The 23,502-nt window shown below is 60.3% G+C and carries 24 protein-coding genes; 8 read left to right on the forward strand and 16 right to left on the reverse strand.

Going from position 1 to position 23,502, the window contains the following annotated elements; translation table 11 throughout:
* Positions 1-135 precede the first annotated feature (135 nt).
* From CNQ84_RS04375 to CNQ84_RS04400, 6 genes are all read left to right on the forward strand, one after another.
* Positions 136-1,470, forward strand: a complete 1,335-nt coding sequence (locus tag CNQ84_RS04375) for a spinster family MFS transporter (protein ID WP_235827203.1) — start codon at positions 136-138, stop codon at positions 1,468-1,470.
* A gap of 52 nt (positions 1,471-1,522) precedes the next feature.
* Positions 1,523-2,707 (forward strand): acetyl-CoA C-acyltransferase, encoded by a 1,185-nt coding sequence (locus tag CNQ84_RS04380; RefSeq protein ID WP_096003682.1) that lies wholly within the window; start codon positions 1,523-1,525, stop codon positions 2,705-2,707.
* Between the two features lie 126 nt (positions 2,708-2,833).
* A complete protein-coding gene (locus CNQ84_RS04385; RefSeq protein ID WP_096003683.1) occupies positions 2,834-4,633 on the forward strand; it encodes an acyl-CoA dehydrogenase in 1,800 nt (599 codons plus the stop codon).
* A gap of 189 nt (positions 4,634-4,822) precedes the next feature.
* Entirely contained in the window at positions 4,823-6,139 is a 1,317-nt protein-coding gene (locus CNQ84_RS04390; RefSeq protein WP_096003684.1) for a type II toxin-antitoxin system HipA family toxin, read from the forward strand.
* Complete coding sequence (locus CNQ84_RS04395; protein WP_245841238.1) at positions 6,136-6,561, forward strand: helix-turn-helix domain-containing protein; 426 nt, start codon at positions 6,136-6,138, stop codon at positions 6,559-6,561. The genes CNQ84_RS04390 and CNQ84_RS04395 overlap by 4 nt, the downstream gene beginning before the upstream one ends.
* Positions 6,562-6,656: 95 nt before the next feature.
* Positions 6,657-7,256 (forward strand): IMPACT family protein, encoded by a 600-nt coding sequence (locus tag CNQ84_RS04400; RefSeq protein ID WP_096003686.1) that lies wholly within the window; start codon positions 6,657-6,659, stop codon positions 7,254-7,256.
* Positions 7,257-7,396: 140 nt separating this feature from the next.
* Here CNQ84_RS04400 and CNQ84_RS04405 read toward each other — a convergent pair whose 3' ends face one another.
* The 7 genes from CNQ84_RS04405 to CNQ84_RS04435 all read right to left on the reverse strand — a co-directional run bounded on the left by CNQ84_RS04405 (position 7,397) and on the right by CNQ84_RS04435 (position 13,177).
* Positions 7,397-8,656: an MSMEG_0569 family flavin-dependent oxidoreductase gene (locus CNQ84_RS04405; RefSeq protein WP_096003687.1), complete on the reverse strand. Its 1,260-nt coding sequence runs from the start codon at positions 8,654-8,656 to the stop codon at positions 7,397-7,399.
* A 28-nt stretch (positions 8,657-8,684) separates the two neighbouring features.
* Entirely contained in the window at positions 8,685-8,966 is a 282-nt protein-coding gene (locus CNQ84_RS04410; RefSeq protein WP_096003688.1) for an MSMEG_0570 family nitrogen starvation response protein, read from the reverse strand.
* 1 nt (position 8,967) lies between these two features.
* Positions 8,968-9,984, reverse strand: coding sequence for a sll0787 family AIR synthase-like protein (locus CNQ84_RS04415; protein WP_096003689.1), 1,017 nt, complete (start codon positions 9,982-9,984; stop codon positions 8,968-8,970).
* Complete coding sequence (locus CNQ84_RS04420; protein ID WP_096003690.1) at positions 9,977-10,537, reverse strand: MSMEG_0567/Sll0786 family nitrogen starvation N-acetyltransferase; 561 nt, start codon at positions 10,535-10,537, stop codon at positions 9,977-9,979. Before CNQ84_RS04420 ends, CNQ84_RS04415 begins: the two co-directional genes overlap by 8 nt.
* Before the next feature lie 10 nt (positions 10,538-10,547).
* Entirely contained in the window at positions 10,548-11,657 is a 1,110-nt protein-coding gene (locus CNQ84_RS04425; RefSeq protein ID WP_165771221.1) for an MSMEG_0568 family radical SAM protein, read from the reverse strand.
* Positions 11,644-12,630, reverse strand: a complete 987-nt coding sequence (locus CNQ84_RS04430; protein ID WP_096003691.1) for a Nit6803 family nitrilase — start codon at positions 12,628-12,630, stop codon at positions 11,644-11,646. Before CNQ84_RS04430 ends, CNQ84_RS04425 begins: the two co-directional genes overlap by 14 nt.
* Before the next feature lie 64 nt (positions 12,631-12,694).
* Positions 12,695-13,177 carry an MSMEG_0572/Sll0783 family nitrogen starvation response protein gene (locus CNQ84_RS04435; RefSeq protein WP_096003692.1) on the reverse strand — a complete coding sequence of 161 codons (483 nt, stop codon included), beginning with the start codon at positions 13,175-13,177 and terminating at the stop codon, positions 12,695-12,697.
* 33 nt (positions 13,178-13,210) lie between these two features.
* On the opposite strand from CNQ84_RS04435, the gene CNQ84_RS20470 reads away from it, so the two are divergent.
* Positions 13,211-13,372: a hypothetical protein gene (locus CNQ84_RS20470; protein WP_165771222.1), complete on the forward strand. Its 162-nt coding sequence runs from the start codon at positions 13,211-13,213 to the stop codon at positions 13,370-13,372.
* A gap of 24 nt (positions 13,373-13,396) precedes the next feature.
* Positions 13,397-15,307, forward strand: coding sequence for a sigma 54-interacting transcriptional regulator (locus tag CNQ84_RS04440; RefSeq protein WP_096003693.1), 1,911 nt, complete (start codon positions 13,397-13,399; stop codon positions 15,305-15,307).
* A gap of 641 nt (positions 15,308-15,948) precedes the next feature.
* Here CNQ84_RS04440 and alkB read toward each other — a convergent pair.
* The 9 genes from alkB to CNQ84_RS04485 form a co-directional block, all read right to left on the reverse strand.
* Positions 15,949-16,602 carry a DNA oxidative demethylase AlkB gene (alkB, locus tag CNQ84_RS04445; RefSeq protein WP_096003694.1) on the reverse strand — a complete coding sequence of 218 codons (654 nt, stop codon included), beginning with the start codon at positions 16,600-16,602 and terminating at the stop codon, positions 15,949-15,951.
* Positions 16,586-17,134 carry a methylated-DNA--[protein]-cysteine S-methyltransferase gene (locus CNQ84_RS04450; protein WP_096003695.1) on the reverse strand — a complete coding sequence of 183 codons (549 nt, stop codon included), beginning with the start codon at positions 17,132-17,134 and terminating at the stop codon, positions 16,586-16,588. Before CNQ84_RS04450 ends, alkB begins: the two co-directional genes overlap by 17 nt.
* A gap of 51 nt (positions 17,135-17,185) precedes the next feature.
* Complete coding sequence (locus tag CNQ84_RS04455) at positions 17,186-17,455, reverse strand: hypothetical protein (protein ID WP_096003696.1); 270 nt, start codon at positions 17,453-17,455, stop codon at positions 17,186-17,188.
* Positions 17,455-18,243: an SDR family NAD(P)-dependent oxidoreductase gene (locus tag CNQ84_RS04460; RefSeq protein ID WP_096003697.1), complete on the reverse strand. Its 789-nt coding sequence runs from the start codon at positions 18,241-18,243 to the stop codon at positions 17,455-17,457. The genes CNQ84_RS04455 and CNQ84_RS04460 overlap by 1 nt, the downstream gene beginning before the upstream one ends.
* A gap of 193 nt (positions 18,244-18,436) precedes the next feature.
* Entirely contained in the window at positions 18,437-19,273 is an 837-nt protein-coding gene (gene surE / locus CNQ84_RS04465; protein ID WP_096003698.1) for a 5'/3'-nucleotidase SurE, read from the reverse strand.
* Between the two features lie 73 nt (positions 19,274-19,346).
* Positions 19,347-20,393, reverse strand: a complete 1,047-nt coding sequence (locus CNQ84_RS04470; protein WP_088273703.1) for a phosphotransferase — start codon at positions 20,391-20,393, stop codon at positions 19,347-19,349.
* A 94-nt stretch (positions 20,394-20,487) separates the two neighbouring features.
* On the reverse strand, positions 20,488-21,252 hold the full coding sequence (locus CNQ84_RS04475) for an SDR family NAD(P)-dependent oxidoreductase (RefSeq protein WP_096003699.1): 765 nt from the start codon (positions 21,250-21,252) through the stop codon (positions 20,488-20,490).
* A 96-nt stretch (positions 21,253-21,348) separates the two neighbouring features.
* Positions 21,349-22,545 (reverse strand): acyl-CoA dehydrogenase family protein, encoded by a 1,197-nt coding sequence (locus CNQ84_RS04480; RefSeq protein ID WP_096003700.1) that lies wholly within the window; start codon positions 22,543-22,545, stop codon positions 21,349-21,351.
* Between the two features lie 164 nt (positions 22,546-22,709).
* Positions 22,710-23,336 carry a TIGR04282 family arsenosugar biosynthesis glycosyltransferase gene (locus tag CNQ84_RS04485; protein ID WP_245841240.1) on the reverse strand — a complete coding sequence of 209 codons (627 nt, stop codon included), beginning with the start codon at positions 23,334-23,336 and terminating at the stop codon, positions 22,710-22,712.
* Positions 23,337-23,502: the final 166 nt, after the last annotated feature.

The raw sequence follows: 23,502 nt of genomic DNA on the forward strand, positions 1-23,502 counted from the left end.
TTGAGCGGTTCATAGCCCTCGGTGATAGGTACGCATTGAAGTGACTGATCAGTTTATTTCGAAATCGACTTTCGCTGTGCGAACCTGATAGTCTCAAACAGCTGATAATTTTAACTACAAAAAATGGAGCATAGCGTGGACGAGAATAATAGCTATCCGTCGCCCAAGCGGGCTTGGCTGACTGTCGGTATTCTGCTGATTGCCTATGTTCTGTCTTTTGTCGACAGACAGATTCTGAACCTGCTGGTGGAGCCGATTCGCCGCGACCTGCAGATCAGTGACACCGAGATGAGCCTGTTGATGGGGTTGTCGTTCGCGATCTTTTACACCGTCGCCGGGATTCCGCTGGGCCGGATCGCCGACTCCAAGAGCCGTCGCGGCCTGATTGCCGGGGGCGTTGCGGTATGGAGTCTGATGACCGCTTTCTGCGGCCTGGCGCAGCAGTACTGGCATTTTATTATCGGCCGCATTGGTGTGGGTGCCGGTGAGGCGGCACTGTCGCCGGCGGCCTATTCATTGATCGCAGACAGCTTTGCACCCAACCGTCGGGCCACCGCGATCAGCGTGTACGCGATGGGCATTTATCTGGGGGCCGGTGCCGCGTTTCTGCTGGGCGGTATCGTTGTTACCTGGGCAAATGCGCGTGGTGCCATGGTGTTGCCGGTCTTTGGTGAGGTGCGCCCCTGGCAGTTGATCTTCCTGGTGCTGGGCGCGGCTGGCCTGATGTTCTGCCTGGTGCTGCTGGCGATCAAGGAGCCGACGCGCAAAGGTATTGGTGCAGGTGTTGCCGTGCCGCTCAAAGATGTCGCGAAATACCTGGTGGGCATCCGCAAGGCGGTGCTGTGTCACAACTTCGGCTTTGCCTGCCTGTCGTTTGCGTCTTATGGGGCGTCGGCGTGGATTCCGACCTTCTTCATCCGCAACCACGGGCTGACAGCGGGTGAAGTGGGCATTTATTACGGCTCGCTGGTGATGGTGGCCGGCTCGCTGGGGATCGTATTTGGCGGGCGCCTGGCGGATTATCTGGCGCATCGTGGCTGTCTGGATGCCAACATGCGGGTCGGCCTGCTGTCGGCTATCCTGACCCTGCTGTGCAACGTGGTGTACCTGGTCGACAACATGCCGCTGCTGTGGACCATCATGTTCTTTAACGTCTTTACCGTGGCAATGCCCTTTGGCGTTGCTCCGGCGGCCATTCAGGAGATCATGCCCAACGCCATGCGCGGACAGGCATCGGCGATCTACCTGTTCACCATCACCCTGATTGGCCTGGGTATCGGCCCGACCGCCGTTGCCCTGTTTACCGACTATGTGTTCCAGGACGACATGGCGGTGCGGTATTCCATATTCATCGTTGCCAGCGTGATAACCGTGGGCTCTATCATCCTTCTCGCCATGGGCCTCAAACCCTACCGAGAGGCACGGGACACGCTGACACGCTGGGGTGAACAGCAGGGCCAGCCGGGCTGAGGACAACCTTGGCTGCAGGCTGATGACTTGAATTACAACAGGAGCAAAACACATGACAGACGCAGTTATCGTATCTACGGCCCGTACCGGCCTGGGTAAATCCTATCGCGGCGCACTGAACAACACCCACAGTGTTGACATGGCCGGCTTCGTCATCGAAGAAGCGGTCAAGCGCGCAGGTATCGACCCGGCGCTGGTTGAAGACGTGATCCTCGGCGCAACCTTCCACGAAGGTGCCCAGGGCAAGAACATGGCGCGTCTGGCTGCTATCCGTGGCGGTCTGCCGGTTACCACCGCGGGCATGTCGCTGAACCGTTTCTGCAGCTCCGGCCTGCAGTCCATCGCCATCGCTGCTCAGCGCGTTGTTAGCGAAAAGATTCCGGCTATCGTTGCCGGTGGCGTTGAGTCCATCAGCCTGTGCCAGAACGACAAGATCAACATGTTCCACGGCACCAACGAGTGGATCATGAAGAACAAGCCGGAGCTGTACCTGTCCATGATCGAAACCGCCGACATCGTAGCCCAGCGCTACAACGTCAGCCGTGAAGCGCAGGACGAGTACTCCCTGCTGAGCCAGCAGCGCGTTGCTGCCGGTCAGCAGAGCGGCAAGTTCGCCGACGAAATCGTTCCGTTCAAGACCATCATGAAGGTCCAGAACAAGGAAACCGGCGAAGTATCCGATCAGGAAGTGGTGCTGGATCGCGACGAGTGCAACCGTCCGAGCACCACTCTGGAAGCACTGTCCGCCCTGCAGGCGGTGCGTGGTCCGGGTAACTTCGTGACCGCGGGCAACGCCAGTCAGCTGTCTGACGGCGCATCCGTTTGCACCGTGATGAACAGCAAGGTGGCCGAGCAGCTGAACGTTGAGCCGATGGGTATCTTCCGTGGCTTTGCCGTTGCCGGTTGCGAGCCCGACGAAATGGGCATCGGTCCGGTCTTCGCCATCCCGCGTCTGCTGGAGCGTAACGGCCTGAAGATGGACGACATCGGCCTGTGGGAACTGAACGAAGCCTTTGCTTCCCAGGTTGTCTACTGCCGTGACAAGCTGGGCATCCCGGCCGAGAACCTGAACGTCAACGGCGGCTCCATCGCCATCGGCCACCCCTACGGTGTAACCGGTTCCCGTCTGACTGGTCACGCGCTGATCGAAGGCAAGCGCCGCGGCGTCAAGTACGTGGTTGTCACCATGTGCATCGGCGGTGGCCAGGGCGCAGCCGGTCTGTTCGAGATCGTCTGATCCCTGCCGCAAGCTGCAAGCCGTAAGCTGCAAGCAAACCCGGGCCATGCTCGGGTTTCGCTTTTCGGGCTTGGCTTGTTGCTTGAGGCTTGGCGCTTGTAGCTAGAAATTCCAGAGGAATTTTCCGTGTCCCAAAAAATCATCAATACCGACGATCTCGCGTTTCTGCTCTATGAAATGCTGGATATCGAGCGTTTTACCCAATTTCCGCGTTACGAAGACCACAGCCGCGATACCTTTGACGCTGCCATCGAGCTGGCGCTGAAGGTCGCGAGCGAAACCTTCGCACCGCACAACCGCCTGTGCGATGAAGACGAGCCGCGCTTCGAGAACGGCAAGGTCGTGATTCGTCCGGAAGTCTCCGAGGCGCTGGCCGTGCTGCGTGATACCGGCCTGATGGCTGCCTCGCAGGATTACGAGCGTGGCGGCATGCAGCTGCCGGCAGCCGTTGCCCAGACCTGTATCGGCCTGATCAAGGGCGCCAACGTCAGCACCCAGGCCTACGCCGGTCTGACCATCGCCGCCTGCAACCTGATCATGGCCCACGGCACCGACGAGCAGAAACAGCGTTACGCCGAGCCGATGATGGCCGGCCGCTTCTTCGGCACCATGTGCCTGACCGAGCCGCACGCCGGCTCCTCGCTGGGCGACATCAAGTCCCGCGCGATTCCGCAGGACGACGGCACCTACCGCATCAGTGGCAACAAGATCTTTATCTCCGCCGGTGACCACGAGCTGAGCGAGAACATCGTGCACCTGGTGCTGGCCAAGCTGCCCGATGCACCGCCCGGCGCCAAGGGCATCTCGCTGTTTATCGTGCCCAAGTTCCTGGTCAACGACGACGGCAGCCTCGGCGAGCGCAACGACGTTCAGCTGGCGGGTCTGATTCACAAGATGGGTTACCGCGGCACTACCTCCACCATGCTCAACTTCGGTGAGAAGGGCGGGGCGGTCGGCTATCTGGTCGGCGAGCCGCACAATGGTCTGGCCGGTATGTTCCACATGATGAACGAGGCGCGCATCGGCGTGGGTCTGGGTTCGGTCATGCTGGGTTACACCGGTTACCTGCACGCGCTGGAATACGCCCGCGAGCGTACTCAGGGTCGTGGTCTGGCCGAGCGTGATCCGGCAACCCCGATGATTCCGCTGGTTCAGCACGCCGACATTCGTCGCCTGCTGCTGGCGCAGAAAGCCTTCGTTGAGGGTGGTCTGTCGCTGTGCCTGTTCTCCTCGACCCTGGTTGACGAGAAGAAGCACGCACCGGATGCGGCCGCGCGCGAAGAAGCTGCTGGTTTGCTCGACCTGCTCACACCGATCGTCAAATCCTGGCCGTCGCAATTCTGCCTGGAAGCCAACAGCCTGGCGATTCAGGTGCACGGTGGCTACGGCTACACCCGCGAATACCCGGTCGAGCAGTTCTACCGCGACAATCGCCTGAACCCGATCCACGAAGGTACCCACGGTATTCAGGGGCAGGATCTGCTGGGCCGCAAGGTGAGTATGGCCGGTGGTCGTTTCTACCAAAGCCTGCTGACCCGCATCCGCGCCACGCTGGCCGAGTGCGCCAACGTCGCCGAGCTGAAAGCCAACGCCGAGCTGCTGAGCACCGCGCTCAACACCGTCGAAGGCATCACCGATGCGCTGCAGGCGATGAAGAAGAGCGACCCGGATCGCGCCCTCGCCAACGCCTACCTGTACATGGAGTGCTTCGGTCATCTGGTTGTCGGCTGGCTCTGGCTGCGCCAGGCCCAGGCTGCCCTGCGTGGCCTGCAGAACGGCGGCGAGCGCCCGGCGAGCTTCTACCAGGGCAAGCTCAACGCCTGCGACTACTTCCTGCGCTACGAACTGCCCAAGCCGCTGGCGCTGGCAGAGGTGCTGCGCAGTGCTGATCGCACCACGCTGGACATGCCGCTGGATTGTTTCTGATCCCGCAGGTGTGACGAAAAGCCGGGCCTGGTGCCCGGTTTTTTTGTGGGCGCAGGAGCACCTTTCCAGTTTAAGTCAGCATTAAAGTGCTGATTTTAGTGGTTTTACGCATTTTATAAGACTTATATTGCTGGTTTTCTGGTTATGGCATAGTCTTTCAGCATCTTATTTCCGATTGTGGTTGCCGTAATGTACCCAGCCCTGACGATACAAACCCATGCCAACGGCCAATGGCACGATGCCTTGGAATTGAGCCTGTCTAATCCGGGTTCTGTTGCGGATGCACGCATGACCGCCTCCTACAAAACTACCTATTTGGGAGAATTTGTTGAGACGATCGATAGCATCTTTGAATATGCCGTTAGCGTTAACTTGCCTGTCAGCTGGAGTCCGGTGGACAGCAAAGGCTTCCCTGCGTTTGTTTACGACATCATTCCGGCTGGCCACGCTAGAAGGTCTTTGCTCAAGCGTTTTCATGATGAAAAGCCCGACGGCGTCGATACTGATTGGTTTCTACTTGGTCGGTGTACGCCCTCGGCTATCGGAAACCTGAGGGTAAAGGAGTCTGCTGAGGCATTGGAGGATACGGGCGCTGAGGCCTTTGCTCGTCAGCATATTGTTGAGCGTACCAACGACTTTCTCGAGTATGCCTACGAAGCGGGCGCAGCGTTGGGCGGGGCGACCGGAGCGCAGGGTGAAGCGCCCAAGTTATTGCTGGCAGAGAGCCGTGACGGCCAGTTTTACGCCGACGCGATGCTGGATGACAGACTCGTGCAGGCACATTGGCTGGTCAAGTTTGCGCGCAACAATGTGACAGAGAACGACAAGAATATTCTTCGCGCCGAATACCATTACTACAAAGCCCTAGCAGATCTGGGTTTGAACACCGTCCCTACGGCCGGTCTTAGCTTGGAAGAGGCGGACAAGCCGAGCCTCTGGATGCCGCGTTTTGACCGCGTTGTGCAGGGTGAGGGCGTAGAGCGCATCGCGGTGGAATCGGTCTACTCGTTGTTGGGCAACACCGAACCGGGTTCCAGACTAAAGCACGAGGCTGTGCTGGCGCGGCTGATTGAGCTTTGGTGTATCAGTGGGCAAGAGGCTGAGGTGCCGGATCTGATCTTTGAGTACATCCGCCGTGACTTGCTTAACCGGATATTGGGCAACAGCGACAACCACGGTCGCAATATCGCGGTATTTCGTCACAGCGAAAGATTTGAGCTGGCTCCCATCTATGACCTGGCGCCAATGATCCTGGACGCAGAGGGCGTAACCCGGGCGACAAAATGGGAGGCCGAAAGCAAAGGCGCTCCTGACTGGCGTAAAAGCTGCGCCTGCTTCCAGCAATGGTATGCCCCCGAGGACCTTTATCAGCGTGTACGTGACGCAGCTAAGGAGTTCAAAGCGCTACCTGACTTACTCGTAAACATGCCGCTGGATATCCGCCAGAACGCAGCGTTGCCAGTGAATGATCTGGACAAGCATCTGCGGCAATGGGAGCTGATATGAATACCTCGACGGGAGAGCAGCGCAAGCAACTGATTGAAGAAATCATGCAGCAGCACGCTGATGGCGTCATTACCCTTGGGGTAGCGATCCGCAGGCTGCGCCTGGAGATTACAGGTTTTGATCAGGAAACTTTCGCCAAGATGTGCGGCATGTCTACTCGAGCCTTGTACCAGTTGGAAACAGATAAGGGTAATCCGACCCTCGGCACCCTAGACTCTGTCCTGCGCAAATTTGGTCTGCGTTTGGGCCTGATGAAAGCGGCAGCGCCCGGACAGACCAGCATGGCATTGATGCGGCAACCGCATCTGGCAGAGCCACCCCCCAACCACAAAGCAAGCGACAAAGCTTCTGGGGTTGTCACCCGGGGTAGCAAACCCAATCGAGCGACGCGCGGCAAGCCATCAACAGGCAGGGGGCGGTAGGGCAGAGCAAGCAGCAGGCCTGTCCACGCCAGTTGTGCATGCATGTTTGTTGCCAGGCACTGACTAGGCTGCTGCTGCCGGGTTATTCTTGCGCGATGTACAGCCTTGCCCATGCCGTCACCAGTTCGCTGGAAATCCGCAAAAGCCGTTTCCTTGCCTGCGTTGAGCCCATCGCCGACCGTGCTGCAGCGCAGGCGCGGGTAGATGCCCTGCGTGCCGAACACCCCGGCTGCGCGCATGTGTGCTGGGCGCTATTGGCGGGTGGTCATAGCGCCGCAGTGGACGACGGCGAGCCGTCAGGAACGGCCGGGCGCCCCATGCTGGACGTATTGCGCCATCAGCAGCTCGACGGCGTGCTGGCAACGGTGGTGCGCTACTTCGGCGGCGTAAAGCTTGGCGCCGGCGGGCTGGTGCGCGCCTACACCGATGCTGTCGCCCAGGCGCTGCTGCAAGCCGAGAAGATTGAACACATCCCCAGCCAGACGCTGAACTGCGAACTGGCCTACGCCCACGAAGGCGTCGCCCGTAAGCTGATCGCCGAGATGGGAGGCGAGTTATTGGCGGTTACGCATGGTCAAACTGTGAAACTGGAGGTACGCCTGCCCTTGACTGCCGTCGAGAGTTTGCAGGAACAGCTGTTATCTATCACCCGAGGCGAGTTGGATTGGGCGGTAGTTGCTCCATCTGGTGGTTGATCCATCATCAGAAAGATTATGTCGTTCAGGCCGACTGGGAGTGCGTAGCCTTTGCGGCTAAGGCTATCGTTAATCAGGCCTGACCCGGTGCGTAGAGTGTGTGAGGGGGCTGTGTGTGTCAGCCCCGTTTTCGGTCTGAATCATCCGGCCTTAGCCAGACGCGCTGTTGAGACGATCTGCTCTGCCAAGTATTCGGCATCTCTTGCTATGCCGCTGAAGCGTCCAGACCCCCAAGTGTGCAGCCAGGGTAGGCCGAGGAAATACAGGCCGGGCTGGGCGGTGACGCCGCGGTGGTGTACCGGGTGGCCATGGCCGTCGAATACGCTGGCCTCCACGTAGCGAAAATCAGGCGCGAAGCCGATGCACCAGATAATGCTGGTGATACCTGCGGTTCTCAGGTCCAGCTGCTCCCGCTCTGCCTCTGGCTTCCAGACCGGCTGGTAGTGCTTGCCGGAGGGCGCGTCGATTGCATTTTCCTCGATGTAGTTGTCGATGCTGCGATTGATGCGTTCGTACACCGCATCGGCCGCTTCCAGTTTGCTGGCCAAGTCGGGCGCGAACTGCAGGTTGCTGCCCTCCAGCCCAGTCAGCAAACCAAACAGCTCCATGCCTTCGGTAGCGAAACGGCGCAGGTCGATATCGCGCCCGCCGTCGCGACCTGTCAGGTAATGGTTGGTGTTGTCGCGTACACCCTCACGCAGCGGATGCTTGTCTACGCTGATGTCGTAGTACTTCATTTCGTCTAGCCAATCGACCACATCTCTGCCCCGGTAGAAGCGGGCGCAGCGCGGCGCATCGCCGACGGCCAGGAACACCTTGCGACCGGCAAGGTGCAGGTCTTCAGCTATTTGTGCACCTGATTGCCCCGACCCCACCACCAGCACGTTGCCTTCGGGTAGCAGATCCGCGTTGCGGTACTGTTCGGAGTGGATCTGTTTAATCTCCGTCGGCACGCGCTCGGCCAGACGCGGGATGATCGGTACCTGATAGCCACCCGAAGCAACGATCACCTGATCGGCTGTGAACTCGCCATCGCTGGTCCTCACCAGATAACCACCCTGGGCGCGTGGCTTGACCTGTTGCACGGTGACCCCGGTTCGGCAGGGCGCGTTGACCATCTCGATAAAACCATCAAGGTAGGCAATGATTTCGTCTTTTTTCATAAAGCCGTGCGGGTCGTCGCCTGCGTACGGATAGCCAGGCAGCTGGCATTGCCAGTTGGGAGTCACCAGGCAGAAAGCATCCCAGCGTTGGGTCCGCCAGGCGTTGGTGAGGGCGCTCTTTTCCAGCAGCAGATGGTCAACACCCTGTTGCTGCAGGTAGTAGCTGGCCGACAGGCCAGCCTGACCGCCACCAATGATGATGACGCTGTGGTGTGGGGTTTTGTTTGCTGAAGTCATGTTGGGATCCTGTGAATTGGGGTTTGGCTCAGAGCGTTTGCGTGAAGCAGACGTGCACTTCACCTTGGCTGAATGATCTGGACGCGTGGCGCAGCTGGCTGAGCGTGTCCATCGCCGCGCTGCAATAGAAGCCCTTGAGCTCGCGCACGCGCTCGGATGCCGCATCCAGCGCAGTTTCGGCTCGTTGCAGGAACTCCTCCATTGGGTAGTAGGTGTTGTGCTCAAGGTGCTGATGAATCACCGTTGAAGGTGAGTAGGCAACGGTCTCCTGGCCATCAGGCCAGCGAACTGTGAAGGTGACGGCGGGCATATCAGGGCTCCTGTGTTGGATAGGTAAAACCGGTAAAAGGTGTGCTGGCCAGATCCCAGAAGGTCGAAACATGATCGGCCTGGCATACATCCAGTCGGGCGCTGGCATTGATGCTGCCGATGCGCGCACAGCTAATACCCTCTGCGGTAAAAGCGACCTGTACCGAGTCCCAGTCTTCGGCGTTCAGACTGAGCAGAAAGCCGAAGCTGGGAAACGCCTGCAGCCAGCGCAGCAGGTCGCCGTCAGCCGGACGGGGTAGCTGATCAAGATCGATCTCTGCGCCGCAGCCGGTTGGTTCCAGGAGCATCAGCAGCGTACCGAGCAGGCCAGCATTGCTGATGTCCTTGGCCGCTTGCAGCAGGCCCGCTTCAGCCAGTGTTGGTAGCACCTCCAGCTTGCGGCGCAGGAGTTCGGCAGGCACCTGCTCGAAGGCTTTCCAGTAGGGCGTATCGGCATGCCATTGGCCATTCAGGTCGACCGCCAGTGCCAGAACCTGTCCGGGTGCTACATGCAATGTGGATAACAGGTGGGTAGCCATGCCGGTAATGGCTACGGCCAGCGCGGCTGGGTTGCCGGTTGCCTGGCTGGTATGACCGCCGGCCAGTATCAGGCCGTAAGCCCGGCAGGCATCGCGAATACCAGCAAGGACCTGGTCTGCGCAGGCGGGGTCGTGATGCCAGTAAGCGTTGACCACGGCGGTGGCGCGTCCGCCCATGGCGGCGATATCGCTGACATTGGCCATCACCGCCGACCAGCCAGCGAACCAGGGGGCCTGCTCGACAAAGCGCGGAATCATTCCTTCAATTGCCAGCAACTGGTAGTGGTCGCCGCAGCGGATGGCGGCGGTATCATCCCCCGGCAGGGCGTAGAGAGTATCCCGATCCTGTTGCCGGGATTGTCTCAGCGCCGTGGCCGGCCCCTGAATGGAAGCCTTCGAGTGCATGGCCGGGGTGTCGCGCAGTGCATCGAGCAGGGCATCCAGGCTGTGCTTGGCGGGGATCAGCAGCGGCTTACCCATGGCGGCGCGCTCGCAGAGGCAGTAGCGAGATTTCTCGCGGCATGAAAGGGTAGTGCTGCAATTCAACCTGCATTACCGCATGCGGTTGGCCATGCAGTTCGATGTGCTCAAGCGTGCGCCAATGCAGGCGCTGAAAATAGTCTTCATTGGACTGCTGAACGGTGGCTAGGAAGCGCTCACAGCCGATGTCCCGGGCGCGCGATACCGCCTCGTTGATCAAGGCTGTGCCAATCATGCTGTGGCGTCGGTAGTCAGCGGCGACAGAGAGCCGGCCGCCATACCAGAGACCCGGTTGTGACTGGTAGATGCGCACGGCGCCGACTACGGCGTTGGGCATGCCGCACTGGCAAGCCAATGCGACGATGGGGATGGCCTGAAAGTCGTGCTCGTCCTTGTCCTGATGCAGTAATTGCTGCTCCTCGGAAAACACGCGGCGGCGCAGCGCAAAGTATTCGGCTTTTTCCCAAGCCTCACTGGCAGGCTTGACCAGTACATCGTCGGCGCGAAAATCCGGGAAGCTGTCGTCGGTCAATGCAAAGAGATGCTCGGCCATGCGCGAATCCTCACTCGTGTCGTTTCAGTGCCGAGCACGCGCCACACTTGGCGCAGCCGGCCTTGGTGTCATCTGAATGCAAGCCGTGACGCTGCAGGCTTGCGCCAATCTGCGGGTATAAGCGCTGCATCATGGCGTTGTCGGGTTTCGGATGGCTGGCCAGGGGCGTGCCGTCAATCGGTACGAACGGCACCACGAAGGGATACACGCCCATGGCCGCGAGTAACTCGCTCATCTCGACGATGGCCTCTTCCGAATCACCTAGCCCGGCTAGGATGTAGGTGCTCACCTGGCCACGGCCAAACACCTCGACGGCAGCCTTGAAGGCAGAGAAGTAGCGCGTGAGCGGAACCTCGGCCTTGCCCGGCATGATTCGTGCGCGCACCGGGTCGCTTACCGCTTCCAGGTGCATTCCCAGCGATACCACGCCGCTGTCCTTCAGGCGCTGGAACCAGCGGTCGTCATCCGGCGGCTCGCATTGGGCCTGAATCGGCAGGTCGACCGCTGCGGTCACGGCGGCCGCCGACTCACAGAGGATGGCTGCGCCGCGATCGGAGGTTTGCGGGGTGCCGGTGGTCATCACCATATGTTTGACCCCGTCCAGCTCAACGGCGGCTTTGGCGACTTCAGCCAGTTGCGCCGGGCGTTTTCGGGCGATGGTTCTGTCGTTTTTTAGCGACTGGTTGATGGCGCAGAACTGGCAGGCGCTGGCGGCGTCGTTCATGCGGATGCAGTGCTGCAAGATGGTGGTCGCCAGTACATCCTTGCTGTGCAGGGTGGCGATCTTCCAGTACGGCGTGCCATCGGCAGTGGACAGCGCATAGAAGTTGGGCACACCGGGGATGCTGACCTGGCCGACCACGCGGCCATCGCGCAGGATCTCTGCCTCGCCGCCGTTGGCTGATGGCCGGGCCAGATAGGGGGAATCCAGCGAAGCTCGATTGAGAATCGGGATCATCGAGGTGTGTTCGCCGACGCTCAGCGCCTTGTGATCCGACGGCCCGGCACCACCTTGACGCGACAGCCCGGTGGCGTCCTGCCAGCGCACGCCGTGGCACTGCAGCTCACTGAGCAGATCGGTCACGATCAGCTGATTGGAGGCAAGTTCAGAGGCTTGCATAGTCAGCCTCCTCAGTCATGATCGAGCTGCTGTTCTGGGTGTCGGCATCGCGCTCGTGCAGGTGTGGGGCGGGCCGCCGGTCGATCAGCAGGCTGAGCAACTCAGGACGGCTGTAGTGCCCAACCGAATCCATCATGCGTTTGCGCTTGTCGATCAGTGTCAGGTCCAGATCAGCGATAATGGCACCTTCTCCGCTGCGCAGCGGCTCACCGAGCAATTTGCCTTCGGGACTAACAATGGCGCTGAAGCAGCCATGACTGATCTGCGCAACATCACAGCTGGTGTCGGCAACGATCTGTTGCTGCTGCTCTGGGTCCAGCCAGGCAGTGGCGTTGACCACAAAACAGCCGGATTCCAGCGCGTGGTGGCGTATCGTCACTTCCATCTGCTCGGCGAAAATGGGGCCGACCAGCGAGCCGGGAAACATCGCGGCATGAATCTGTTCGCCATCGGCCATCAGGGCATAACGCGCCAGTGGGTTGTAATGCTCCCAGCAGGCCAGTGAGCCGATACGACCAACCTGGCTGTCTACTGCCCGCAGCCCTGAGCCGTCGCCTTGGCCCCAGATCATCCGCTCATGGTAGGTAGGGGTTATCTTGCGCCGATGTTGCAGCAGGGTGCCGTCGGCATCGAACAGCAATTGGGTGTTATAGATGGTGCCGCCGTCACGTTCATTGACGCCGATACTCACCACCATGCCTGCGCGGCGGCAGGCTTCACCGATCGCTGCCGTGGTTGCCGAAGGCACCACGACGGATTCGTCAAGCAGCTTTAGGTGCTCCTTGCCCATCTTGAAGGGCGGCTGCACATAGGAAAAATAGGGGTAGTAGGGCACTACTGTCTCGGGAAAGACCGCAAACTGAACCCCTTGTTGGCCCAGCTCGGCGATGGTCCGGCAGACCTTGTCCACGGTGCCGTCACGGCTGTAGAGCACAGGGCTGAGCTGGACGGCAGCGGCTTTGATGATTGTCATACCGGATCCTCCAGTGGAAAACGGAAACAATGAAGCTCCCTCCCGATGGCGGGAGGGATTGGGTTCAGGCGGTCCAGGTATCGATGATCAATGCGCCTTCGCGACGCATCAGCAGGCGCAGGTCCATAACGTCCAATGGGTTGATCGGACGGATACCTTCGATCAGGGCTTTTTCGGTCTGGCCATACAGGGCTTGCAAGGCAAAGCGGCAGGCATAGACTTCGCCGCCTTCCTCCATGAATGCCTTGATCTGGCTATTAACCGCCAGATGCCCCGGGAAGGCCTCGGCACCCAGAGTCGGGAAGCCGCGTTGCACACCCAGCTGCACGCCAGGGCCATACAAAAGGACTTTGGTTTCGAAGCCTTTGCGCAACAAGCGCTTGGCCTGCAGCATATTGACCAGGCCGATGGAGCCTTCAAAGGCAATGGTGTGGAAGGTCAACAAGGCTTTTTCGCCGGGCTCGGCTTTGACGTCCTCAAAAACTTTTTCTTCGTAATTGACGAGAAAGTCACCGTCTTTGTAGTGGGGCGTTTCGACTGTAGGCATTCTGATTCTCCAGTTGGGTTAACGACGCAGTGAATGACTGCGGTTAATCTGACTAGAGCAACGGCTGTGCCAGAGCTGCATATTGTTTTGCAAGTCTTTGACTTAAAAGGAGTTATTGATCTGACACTGTTTTTAATGGCGAAACTGAGCCTGTTGCTGGCCTACGACATGTCGTATAACTACGAAATCGCGTAGCAATAACCACGAAAGGTCGTAGCCATGAGTTTGGAAGATGTCGATTATTTATCCGGCTGGTCTGGCATGGCCTATCCGTCGCGGCATCTGGTGTTTGAGCATTGCAATGCAGGCATCGTGCAGTTTGATCCTGTAGGTAACTGCTTTGTCGACATCAATATTGCCGCCTGCAAGTTGCTGGGCTATCCACGACATGAAATTCTCGAGCTAACCGTTACCAAGCTGTTTGGCCATGCACTGCCAGAGCTTATTGTCTTCACCCAAGCAGTACTGGAAGAAGGCACGGGCTGGACCGACTCCCTTACCTGCGCGCGTCGCGACGGTGAGCGGATTGAGCTTGAGATGTCGGCCTCAACACTCAAGCTCAAGGGCGTGGTCTACCTGATACTGGTTCTGCGCGAGCGGGATGAAGAACGTTACCGCCAGAACCAGGCCAATGTTGAACGTACTATGCGCGGCGGGCTGATCGAGTGGCAGAACATATTGTCGCTGTTTGAGGAGAGCGAACGAGAGAACCAGCTATTGCTGAGCGCGGTGGGTGACGGTATTTACAGTATCGACAGTGAAGGCTTGGCAACCTACGTAAACCCGGCAGCGGCCCGAATGCTTGGTTGGGAAGTCGATCAAATGATCGGCAAGAACATCCATCGAATTCATCACCACAGTCATGCCGATGGCAGCCATTACCCGGTGGAGGATTGCCCCATCTACAAGGCGGTGCATGACGGCCTGGTACATGAAGGGCAGCAGGAAGTGTTCTGGCGCCGTGATGGGAGCATGTTTCCGGTGGAGTTCACCAGTACGCCGGTGATTTCGGGTGGCTCCATCATCGGGTCGGTGGTGGTGTTCCGTGACATTACCGAAAGACAAATGACCCAGCAGCGCCTGCAGAGCGCCATGGACGAGTTGCGTGAACTGAAACAGAGGCTCGAACAACAGAATGCCTACCTGCAGGAAGAGATTCTGATCGAGCATCATTACCGCGAGATCGTCGGGCAAAGCGACCCGATACTGACCATCGTCAAACAGATTGATGTGGTCGGCCCCACCGATGCCAGTGTGCTGATCCACGGCGAATCGGGTACCGGAAAGGAGTTGATCGCTCGCGCCATCCATCAGTCCAGCCGCCGCAGTGACAACCCGCTGATCCGGGTCAACTGTGCTGCCATCCCTGCCGAGTTGTTTGAAAGCGAATTCTTTGGGCACGTCAAAGGTGCGTTTACTGGCGCTATGCGCGACCGTGTTGGCCGCTTTGAGCTGGCCGATGGCGGCACCTTGTTTCTCGACGAAATCGGGGAGATTCCCCTTGAGTTGCAAAGCAAGTTGCTGCGGGTGCTCCAGGAGGGGCAGTTCGAGCGGGTTGGTGAAGAGCGTACACGTAGGGTGGATGTGCGGATCATCACCGCCACCAATCGCGACCTACTGGCCGAGGTGAAGGCCAAGCGCTTCCGCGAAGATCTGTACTTTCGACTCAATGTCTTTCCGATCCTGTCACCCGCATTGCGCGAGCGTCCGGAAGATATCCCGCTGCTGGCCAGTCACTTCGTTAAACAGATCTGCTCGCGCCTTGGCCGACCGCCGGCACGGTTACGCAAGGCCGACGTCGAACGCATGCAAAGCTACAGTTGGCCGGGCAATATCCGCGAGCTGCAGAACATCATCGAGCGCGCATTGATCACCAGCAAGGGGCCGGATTTGCTGATCGATATGCCGGTTGGCCAGTCTGACGCCGTGCGGCCCGCGGAAGCAGGTTCGCCGCAGGTCAGTGGCATTCTTACCGAGGAGCAACTGCGCGCGCTGGAAAAAGACAACCTCAACGCCGCATTGGCGGCCTGTGGGGGCAAGATCTTTGGTGCGGATGGCACTGCAGCGCTGCTGGGCATCAAGCCAACCACCCTAGCATCGCGGCTGAAGCGCTTTGGTATCGCCACCTAGAGAGCTGGGCGGCACCTCGGCGTCAGCAGTCCATCTTGAACAAGACGCTCTCAGTGCAAGCCCGGTATGGCATGTAATGCTGTTCACTTAAGCTGAGAAATCCAAGGCCATCGGATTACCCGCTACCGCGCGCTGTAGCAGGGACCTTGCGGACACGGCATGCCGTGTCCCTACTACGGAGCTGTGGTTATGGCATTCGTAGGGACGCGACACGTCGCGTCCGCGAGGCTCCGGGAGATGCAACATGCCCAAGCCTTTCCCTGCAGCGGTAGTGTTCGCACGAGCACGACATGCCGTATCCGTCCAGCAGAACGCCTCCCTCAAGGCCGGTACAGCTCATGAAAAAGTCTAACTGAACAGCATTACGGTATGGCATGGGCTTTTTTATTCGCGCCTTGGGTTCTCTTGATGGCCCGTTCCGGCCGATTCTGTTGAAAAAGTCCCGTGGAAATTTTCGGTCAAGAAACATGGCGCTCTACGTTGAAATCTGTCCAACTTTTACGTCGTAGCAGTTCTGGATTTTGCGTAGCGGCGCCGAAATTGGTTGCGTTTTGAGCAATCTAGATCGGTCGCTATTGTAGGCCGACTTTTTCAACAGGATCGGCCGAATGCAGGCATTCAGTACTCAATTAACTAGCCCTTCAGCGCACTTTCCTGAACGTAAGGTTGTACCTCATCAGGCCTGTTGCTGGATGACTGGCCTTTTTACCCAGCGGCGCAACGCCGTGGAAAAACAGCCGACTTATTCCTCCCCAGACCACCACATCGCCGTGCTCGAGCAGCCAACGGCTGGTTGGGTCGCTGCGGTTGGGGCCGCCAAACAGAAAGGTGATGGGCGCGCCGAGGGAGATGGAGACGATGGGCGCGCTGAGGTCCTGCTCGTCCTTGTCCTGATGCAGGCCCATGCGCGCGCCGGTGGTGTAGCGGTTGATCAGGCAGGCTTCCGGCTCAAAATGGGCAAAGCCTGCGCTGCGGGCAGCGCGTTCGGCCAGCTCGCTAAACAGTGTGGGCATGGCGGGCCAGGGCAGGTTGCTTTGTGGGTCTTGCGGGCTGTAGCGGTAGCCGTGCCGATCCGTGACCCAGCCGTAGGCGCCGCAGCTGCTCATGGCCGCGGACATGGTGTAGCCGCCCGGGGTGACCTGATGGCGAAAGGGCGCTTGCGTCGCGATCTGCTCGATGGCGGCGAGCAGGGCGTCGGCATCTCTCAGAGCAAAGCCTTTCAGCAGCCAGGCATCAGACCCGATCTGCTCCGGTGTCTGCGCGTCAGGCGCGCCCAGGTCAAGCAGGCCTTGCATCGCTGGCTTTCGAGTTGTGTTGGTGTTCCAGCTGCAGTAACTGCTTTTTGCGCTCTACGCCCCAGCGATAACCGGAGATGCCGCCATCGCTGCGCAGCACGCGGTGGCAGGGGACGGCCATAGCTAACGGGTTGGCGGCGCAGGCGCTGGCAACGGCGCGAACGGCACGGGGTTTGTCGAGGCGTTTGGCCAGTTCGCTGTAGGTGATGGTGTCGCCGCTGCGGACCTTGCTTAGCGCCTGCCAGACGCTGCGCTGAAAAGCGGTGCCGTGGGGGGCGGCCGTTTTTCTCAGCGGGAACTCGCCCTTGGGTTGGTCAACCCAATCGAGCATCGCCTGCAGACGCTGTTTCTGGCCCTCGTCTGCCCTGACCAGCTTGGCGTCGGGGAAGCGTTGTTGCAGGTCATCGCGCATGGCGTCGTCGTTGTCGCCAAGCAAGATGGCCTGGGTGTGATCGGCGGTTTCGGCCAGCAGCAGGCCGCCAAGGGCGCAGTGGCCGGTGCAGTAGCTGAGGGTGTCTGGGAGTGAAGACATAGCTGGCTCCTGGAGGCTGATTGGCCATGATGCGACAGGAGTTGGGCCGGCTCAAGGGGCTTTCAGTAGCGCCGGATCGCCTGTTATCAGACTAAGGCCGTCACGGGCGGGAGCGGCGCAGGGGGCTGCGCCGTAGCACTGGGCAACGTCCTGGAGGCCTGGTGAAAAGTACAGCACCAGGCGGCAATGCAGCTCACCGGACTCCAGCCGTTGCAATACGGCTTCACCGCAAGGCACTGCGGGCAATGTCGCCCGCAGTGCATCCAGCGTCGGGTCGGCCAGCATTGGATCTCCGACCACCCAACGCGACCAGCCGCTCATCAGAACTTCATGCCCGGCAGGTTGAGCGAGGCGGTGTTGCCGCCGTCTACTGCCAGGGCTTGTCCTGTGACGTAGCTGGCGTCGTCGCTGGCGAGGAAGGCGATGGCGCCGGCGATTTCCTCCGGGCGGCCGTAGCGGCGCAACTCGCAGCGGGTGCCGAGCTTCTCTTCCTTGTTGTTCTCGCGGGCGTATTTGAATACCGGGGCGGTCATGCCGGTTTCGATCAGGCCGGGGCACACGGCGTTGACGCGAATATTGAACTGGCCGAGGTCGCAGGCGGCGGTCATGGTGAAGTTGATCACGCCAGCCTTGGAGGCGCTGTAGGCGTTGCCGCCGGCACCGGAGCGAATGCCGGCAACCGAGGCGGTGTTGACGATGGCGCCGCCGTTCTGCTCGCGCATCTGACGCGAGGCGTACTTGGTAAACAGCATCACGCCAAACAGATTGACGTTGATGATCTTCTGCCAGGTTTCCAGACTCTGATCGGTGGCGATGCTGTAGTCACCACCGGCGATACCGGCGTTGTTGCAGAGCACGTCCAGGCGGCCGTAATGGGCCACGGTGTCGGCGACGCACTGTTCAACGGCGGCTTCATCGCTGACGTCCAGCGCACGGTGCAGCACCTCGGCACCAGCGGGCAGTTCGCTGAGGGTCTGCTCCAGACCCTCGGCGTTGCGGTCAACCAGCATCAGGCGAGCGCCTTCAGCGGCCAGACGCTTGGCAGTGGCACGGCCAATGCCGCTGCCGGCACCGGTGATCAGGGCGGTTCTGTTCTCGAAGCGTTGCATTTCAAACTCCTTTGGGGCGAAAGCGGCAAGCCACAAGCGGCAAGCTGCAAGCAAAGCTGGCGCGGTGTTGACCTGCGCGGGTTGTCTCAAAGTCCAACAGGCGCGTTATAGGCGGTGAAAACAATTGACTGGCCTGTCGCACAGCGCACCCTGTTGCAGCTTGCAGGGGGCGGCCATCCGCCTTGCAGCTGGGTTAATGACTAATACTCGGATCATCCGCTACAGCGGTGTTGTCGCCGTTCTGATCGATACCCAGCTGGTCGGCCATATTGCCGGTGTCGACTTGCCAGCTGCTGGCGATGTCGCGTTCGAAGCGCACCGGGGACAGGGCGATCAGGCCGTCGCGCAGGGCGCCGACGTCGGTCTGGCGGCCGGTGATGCGGTCGGTCTGGCGCTGGAAACCGAGCCAGTAGTAGGGCACGCCGCGGGTGTCTTCCCGGCGTTCGATGTTCACGCCGCCAATGCTGCCGCGTTGCGGGCGGCAGATGGCGATGCCGCGCACATCTTCCGGCGGGCGGGCCGGGAAGTTGATGTTCATCGCGCAGTCTTCCGGCCAGCCGGCGTCCAGCAGTTGGTGAACCAGCTTGGCGCCGTACTGGCGGGAGGTGTCCCAATGCACGTCGTTGCCGGGGATATAGGCCTGGCTCAGGGCGATGGACGGGATGCCCAGCAGGGTGCCGGTCAGCGCGCCGCCGATGGTGCCGGAGTAGGCGACCGAGTCGCTGATGTTGGCGCCGTTGTTGACGCCGGACAGCACCAGATCGGGTTTGACCGGCAGCAGTTCGGCCACGCCGAGCAGGACGCAGTCACTGGGAGTGCCACTGACGCTGAACCGGCGTTCTTCAAACTGGTGAACGCGTAGCGGGTGGTGGACGGAGATGGACATGGACACGCCGCTTTGGTCCAGATCGGGCGAGACGATCCACACTTCCTCGGCGATCTCGTTGGCAATCTCTTCGAGCACTTGCAGGCCCGGGCCGCGCCAGCCGTCGTCGTTGGTCAGCAGTACGCGCTTGACGGGTTTGCTCATTGGCAATCCTCATTGTTGGAAACGGGTGGGGCTTGAATGTGCAACGGGGCAGCTGACGCTGCCCCGCTTGGCCTTACTTCTGGGCAATTTCCCAGCCGCGCTCAGCCAGCAGGCTGGCGCGTTTGCCGACTTCCAGGGCGTCGGCGTTGCTGGCGTTGCCTTGCAGTGCGCGGTGGTAAACACCTTGCACAATGGCGGCCAGACGGAACAGCGAGAAGGCGATGTAGTAGTTCCAGTTCGGCACACCGCTGCGGCCGGTGTATTCACAGTACCAGTCCAGCAGTTGCTGCTCTTCCGGCAGGCCGAGGGATTTCAGGTCGGCGCCGACCATGCCCTTGGCGCCGTCGACGTTGACCGGCATGTGGTACGGCAGACAGCAGTAGGCCAGATCCGACAGCGGGTGGCCGAGGGTTGCCAGCTCCCAGTCGAGGATCGACACGACCTTGGACTCGGTCGGGTGCAGCATCAGGTTGCCGATGCGGAAGTCGCCGTGGGCGATGGTAGTGCTTTCGTCGGCCGGGATGTTCTCCGGCAGCCACTTCATCAGGGCGTCCATCGCCGGCATGTCGTGGGTGCGGCTGGCTTCGAACTGGCCGCCCCAGCGTTTGACCTGACGGGCGATGTAGTTGTCGGGCTTGCCATAGCCTTCCAGGCCGATGGCCTTCCAGTCGGCGTTGTGCATCTTGGCCATGGTTTCGATCATCGACTGGTAGATCGGCATGCGCTCTTCCTGCGCTACCTCGCTCAGCAGCGGCTGGGAGTAGACGCGGCCTTCGACGTAATCCATGACGTAGAACGCGGTGCCGATGATCTCGGGGTCTTCACACAGCAGGCGTGCGGTCGGTACCGGCACGTCGGTCTTGCCCAGGGCGTTGATGACCTGGAACTCGCGCTCGACCATGTGGGCCGAGGGCAGCAGTTTTCCCGGCGGCTTCTTGCGCAGTACGTAACGCTTGCCGGCGATTTCCAGCAGGAATGTCGGGTTGGACTGGCCACCCTGGAACTGCTGAACCTTGATGCCCTGGTTGGCTCCCGGAAGGTAGTCCTGCAGGTAGTTGGCGAGCTTTGCCTCGTCGAACTTGTGGGCAGGCAATACGTCAATCAGGGTCGCTCCGCTCATCTTTGAAGATCCTGTTGTTGATGGGTCAAGTCGGCAAAAATAACACGCCAGGGCGAGCCCTGGCGCGTTGAACAGCGAGGTGAATCAGACGTTATCAGGCAATGGTATCGCCGCCATCGGCGACGATGGTCTGCCCGGTAACGTACGCCGAGGCGCTGGAGGCCAGAAACAGCGCGACCCCGGCGATATCCACCGGCTCGCCTACGCGGCGCAGCGGCAGCTTCTCTTCCACCTTGCGCAGGCGGTCCGGATCTTCCAGCAGGGCCTGGGCAAAATCGGTACGGATCAGGCCAGGGGCGATGCTGTTGACGCGGATACCCTGCGGGCCCCACTCCAGCGACAGGTTGCGGGCCAGGCCTGCTTCCGCCGCCTTGGACATGCCGTAGACGCCGATATTGGCGCTGGCACGCAGCCCCGCAATGCTCGACAGCAGGACGATGGAACCGCCGCCTTGCTCGACCATGTGCGGGATGACCATGTTGCACAGCCAGAAGGTGCCTTTGACGTTGGTGCCCATGATCTTGTCGAAGGCCTCGTCACTGACTGTGTGGGTCGGGCCATAGACCGGGTTGGTGGCCGCGTTGCAGACCAGTACGTCGATGCGGCCAAAGGCCTCCAGGGTGCGATCAACCAGATTCTGCAGCTGGGCCTTGTCGCCCACATGACAGGCAACCGGCAGAGCGTCGAAGCCCTGACTGCGGAGCTCGTCTGCCACCTGCTGACAGGCGTCAGCCTTGCGGCTGGAAATCACCACCTTGGCGCCGGCCTTGGCGTATTCCTCGGCAATCGACTTACCGATGCCCTTGGTCGAACCGGTGATGATGGCGACTTTACCGGTTAGGTCGAACAATGTGCTCATAAAACCTCGCTTCGCTCGAGCCACAAGCTTCAAGCCTCAAGATAAAACCAGTGCACGGTCAGCTTGAGGCTTGCAGCTTGCGGCCTGACGCTGCCCTTACAGATATTGGCTCATCTCCATCTTCGCAATGGCATTCAGATGCACTTCGTCCGGGCCGTCGGCCAGGCGCAGGGTGCGGGCTTTGGCGTAGGCGGAGGCGAGGAAGGTGTCCTGGCACACGCCCTTGGCGCCGAAGATCTGAATGGCGCGGTCGATCACGTTGCAGGCCATGGTCGGGGCAACGGCCTTGATCATGGCGATCTGCTGACGGGCGACCTTGTTGCCGAATTTGTCCATGCTGCGTGCGGCGTGCAGGGTCAGCAGGCGGGCCTGGTCGATCTCGCAACGGGAGCGGGCGATCATTTCCGGCACGCTGCCCAGCTTGTACATCGGCTTGCCGAAGGCAACGCGCTCGCTGGCGCGGCGGCACATGGCTTCCAGTGCGCGTTCGGCGATGCCGATGCTGCGCATGCAGTGGTGAATGCGGCCCGGGCCAAGGCGACCCTGAGCGATTTCGAAGCCGCGACCTTCACCCAGCAGGATGTTGGAAACCGGGACGCGCACGTTTTTGTATTCGATTTCGGCGTGGCCGTGCGGGGCGTGGTCGTAGCCGAATACGTGCAGGTCGCGAACGATCTTCACACCGGGGGTGTCCAGCGGCACCAGAATCATGCTCTGTTGCAGGTGCCTCGGCGCGTTCGGGTCGGTCTTGCCCATGACGATGGCGATCTTGCAGTGCTCGTTCATCGCTCCGGAGGACCACCACTTGGTGCCGTTGATGACGTACTCGTCACCTTCGCGGCGGATTTCGCACTCGATATTGGTGGCATCGGAGGAGGCGACGTCAGGCTCGGTCATGGAGAAGCAGGAGCGGATCTCGCCCGCCAGCAGCGGCTTGAGCCATTGCTCTTTCTGCTCTTCATTGCCGTAGCGCTCGATGGTTTCCATGTTGCCGGTATCTGGCGCGTTGCAGTTGAAGACTTCACCGGCGAAGGAAACGCGGCCCATGATTTCACACAGATGGGCGTACTCTTCGTTGGTCAGGCCAGCGCCACGCTCGGATTCGGGCAGGAACAGGTTCCACAGACCCTGGTTGCGGGCTTCTGCTTTCAGTTCTTCCAGGATTGCCGGATGGCCCCATTTGTTCTGTTTTACTTGCTCGTAGAACAGAGCTTCATTGGGGTAAATGTGCTCATCCATAAAGCCTTCGAGCTTGTTTTTAAGGTCTTCTACGCGCGGGCTGAGGTCAAACATGGCTAATCCTTCGATTGGTTGCGGACTGCGGCGGGCGGCGCCTTGTGAGCACTTCGCCGGATAGCGGTGACCATATAGTCATGCCGGGTAAAGGAGAACAATGTGCTACTGCCGGCAATAAGCCTGCATAAGTCGGGTTGATTCTGGTGGGTGGGTATTATTCGTCAGCGCGAGACGCGGCCGGTGCGCAAGGCGCGGGCCAGAGCTGGTGGCAGGCGCGGCAGGTCGGCTGGCTCATCCAGATCCCAGAGCGGCTCACCCTCCCACAGGCTGAGCCCGGCGCGGTGCAGACGCTGGCGGGTGTCGGCCATGACCTTGGCGTGGCTCCACTGCATCTGCTCAAAGGGCGCAGGGTGTGGCTGGCGCTGGCCAATCAGTACGTAACCGCCGTCGTCGCTGGGGATAATGGCGGTGTCGTGGCTTTGCAGGGCAGCAGCGGCCCGGGCGATGGCTTGAGTGTCTAATGCCGGGCAGTCGCTGCCGATCAGCAGTGCACCACCGGGAAAGTCTGCCATGGCGCTCATCATGCGCTCACCCAGGTCACCCTCTACTTGCCGGCGCACCGGCAAGCCGTGTTCGGCGGCCAATGCTCTCAGCTCGGGGTGAGCGGGCTGATCCACATACAAAAATCGCTCTGACGGCCAGTCAGCCGTCTGCTGCAGGCAGTGCTCCAGCAGCCGCTGATATAACGAACACGCGCCCTCTGCACCCAGCGCCGGAATCAACCGAGTCTTCACCTTGCCGGGCACCGGGGCTTTGGCAAAGATCAGAAGAGGGCGTCGGCTGGGCATAGGGTCACTGGCAATCATGGGCTCTAGTGGGTTGTTTACAAGAAGCTAGAAGCTGGAAGCTTAAAGTAGTGTGGCGGGGCGCAGGTATACGAAATGCTACTGTGGTCAGTTGCCTTGCGCCGATGCCTGCTCCATTGCACCATGCTTGGCTTCCAGCTTCCAGCTT

Origin of the sequence: Pseudomonas abyssi (assembly GCF_002307495.1) — a bacterium.
Taxonomy (GTDB): Bacteria; Pseudomonadota; Gammaproteobacteria; order Pseudomonadales; family Pseudomonadaceae; genus Halopseudomonas; species Halopseudomonas abyssi.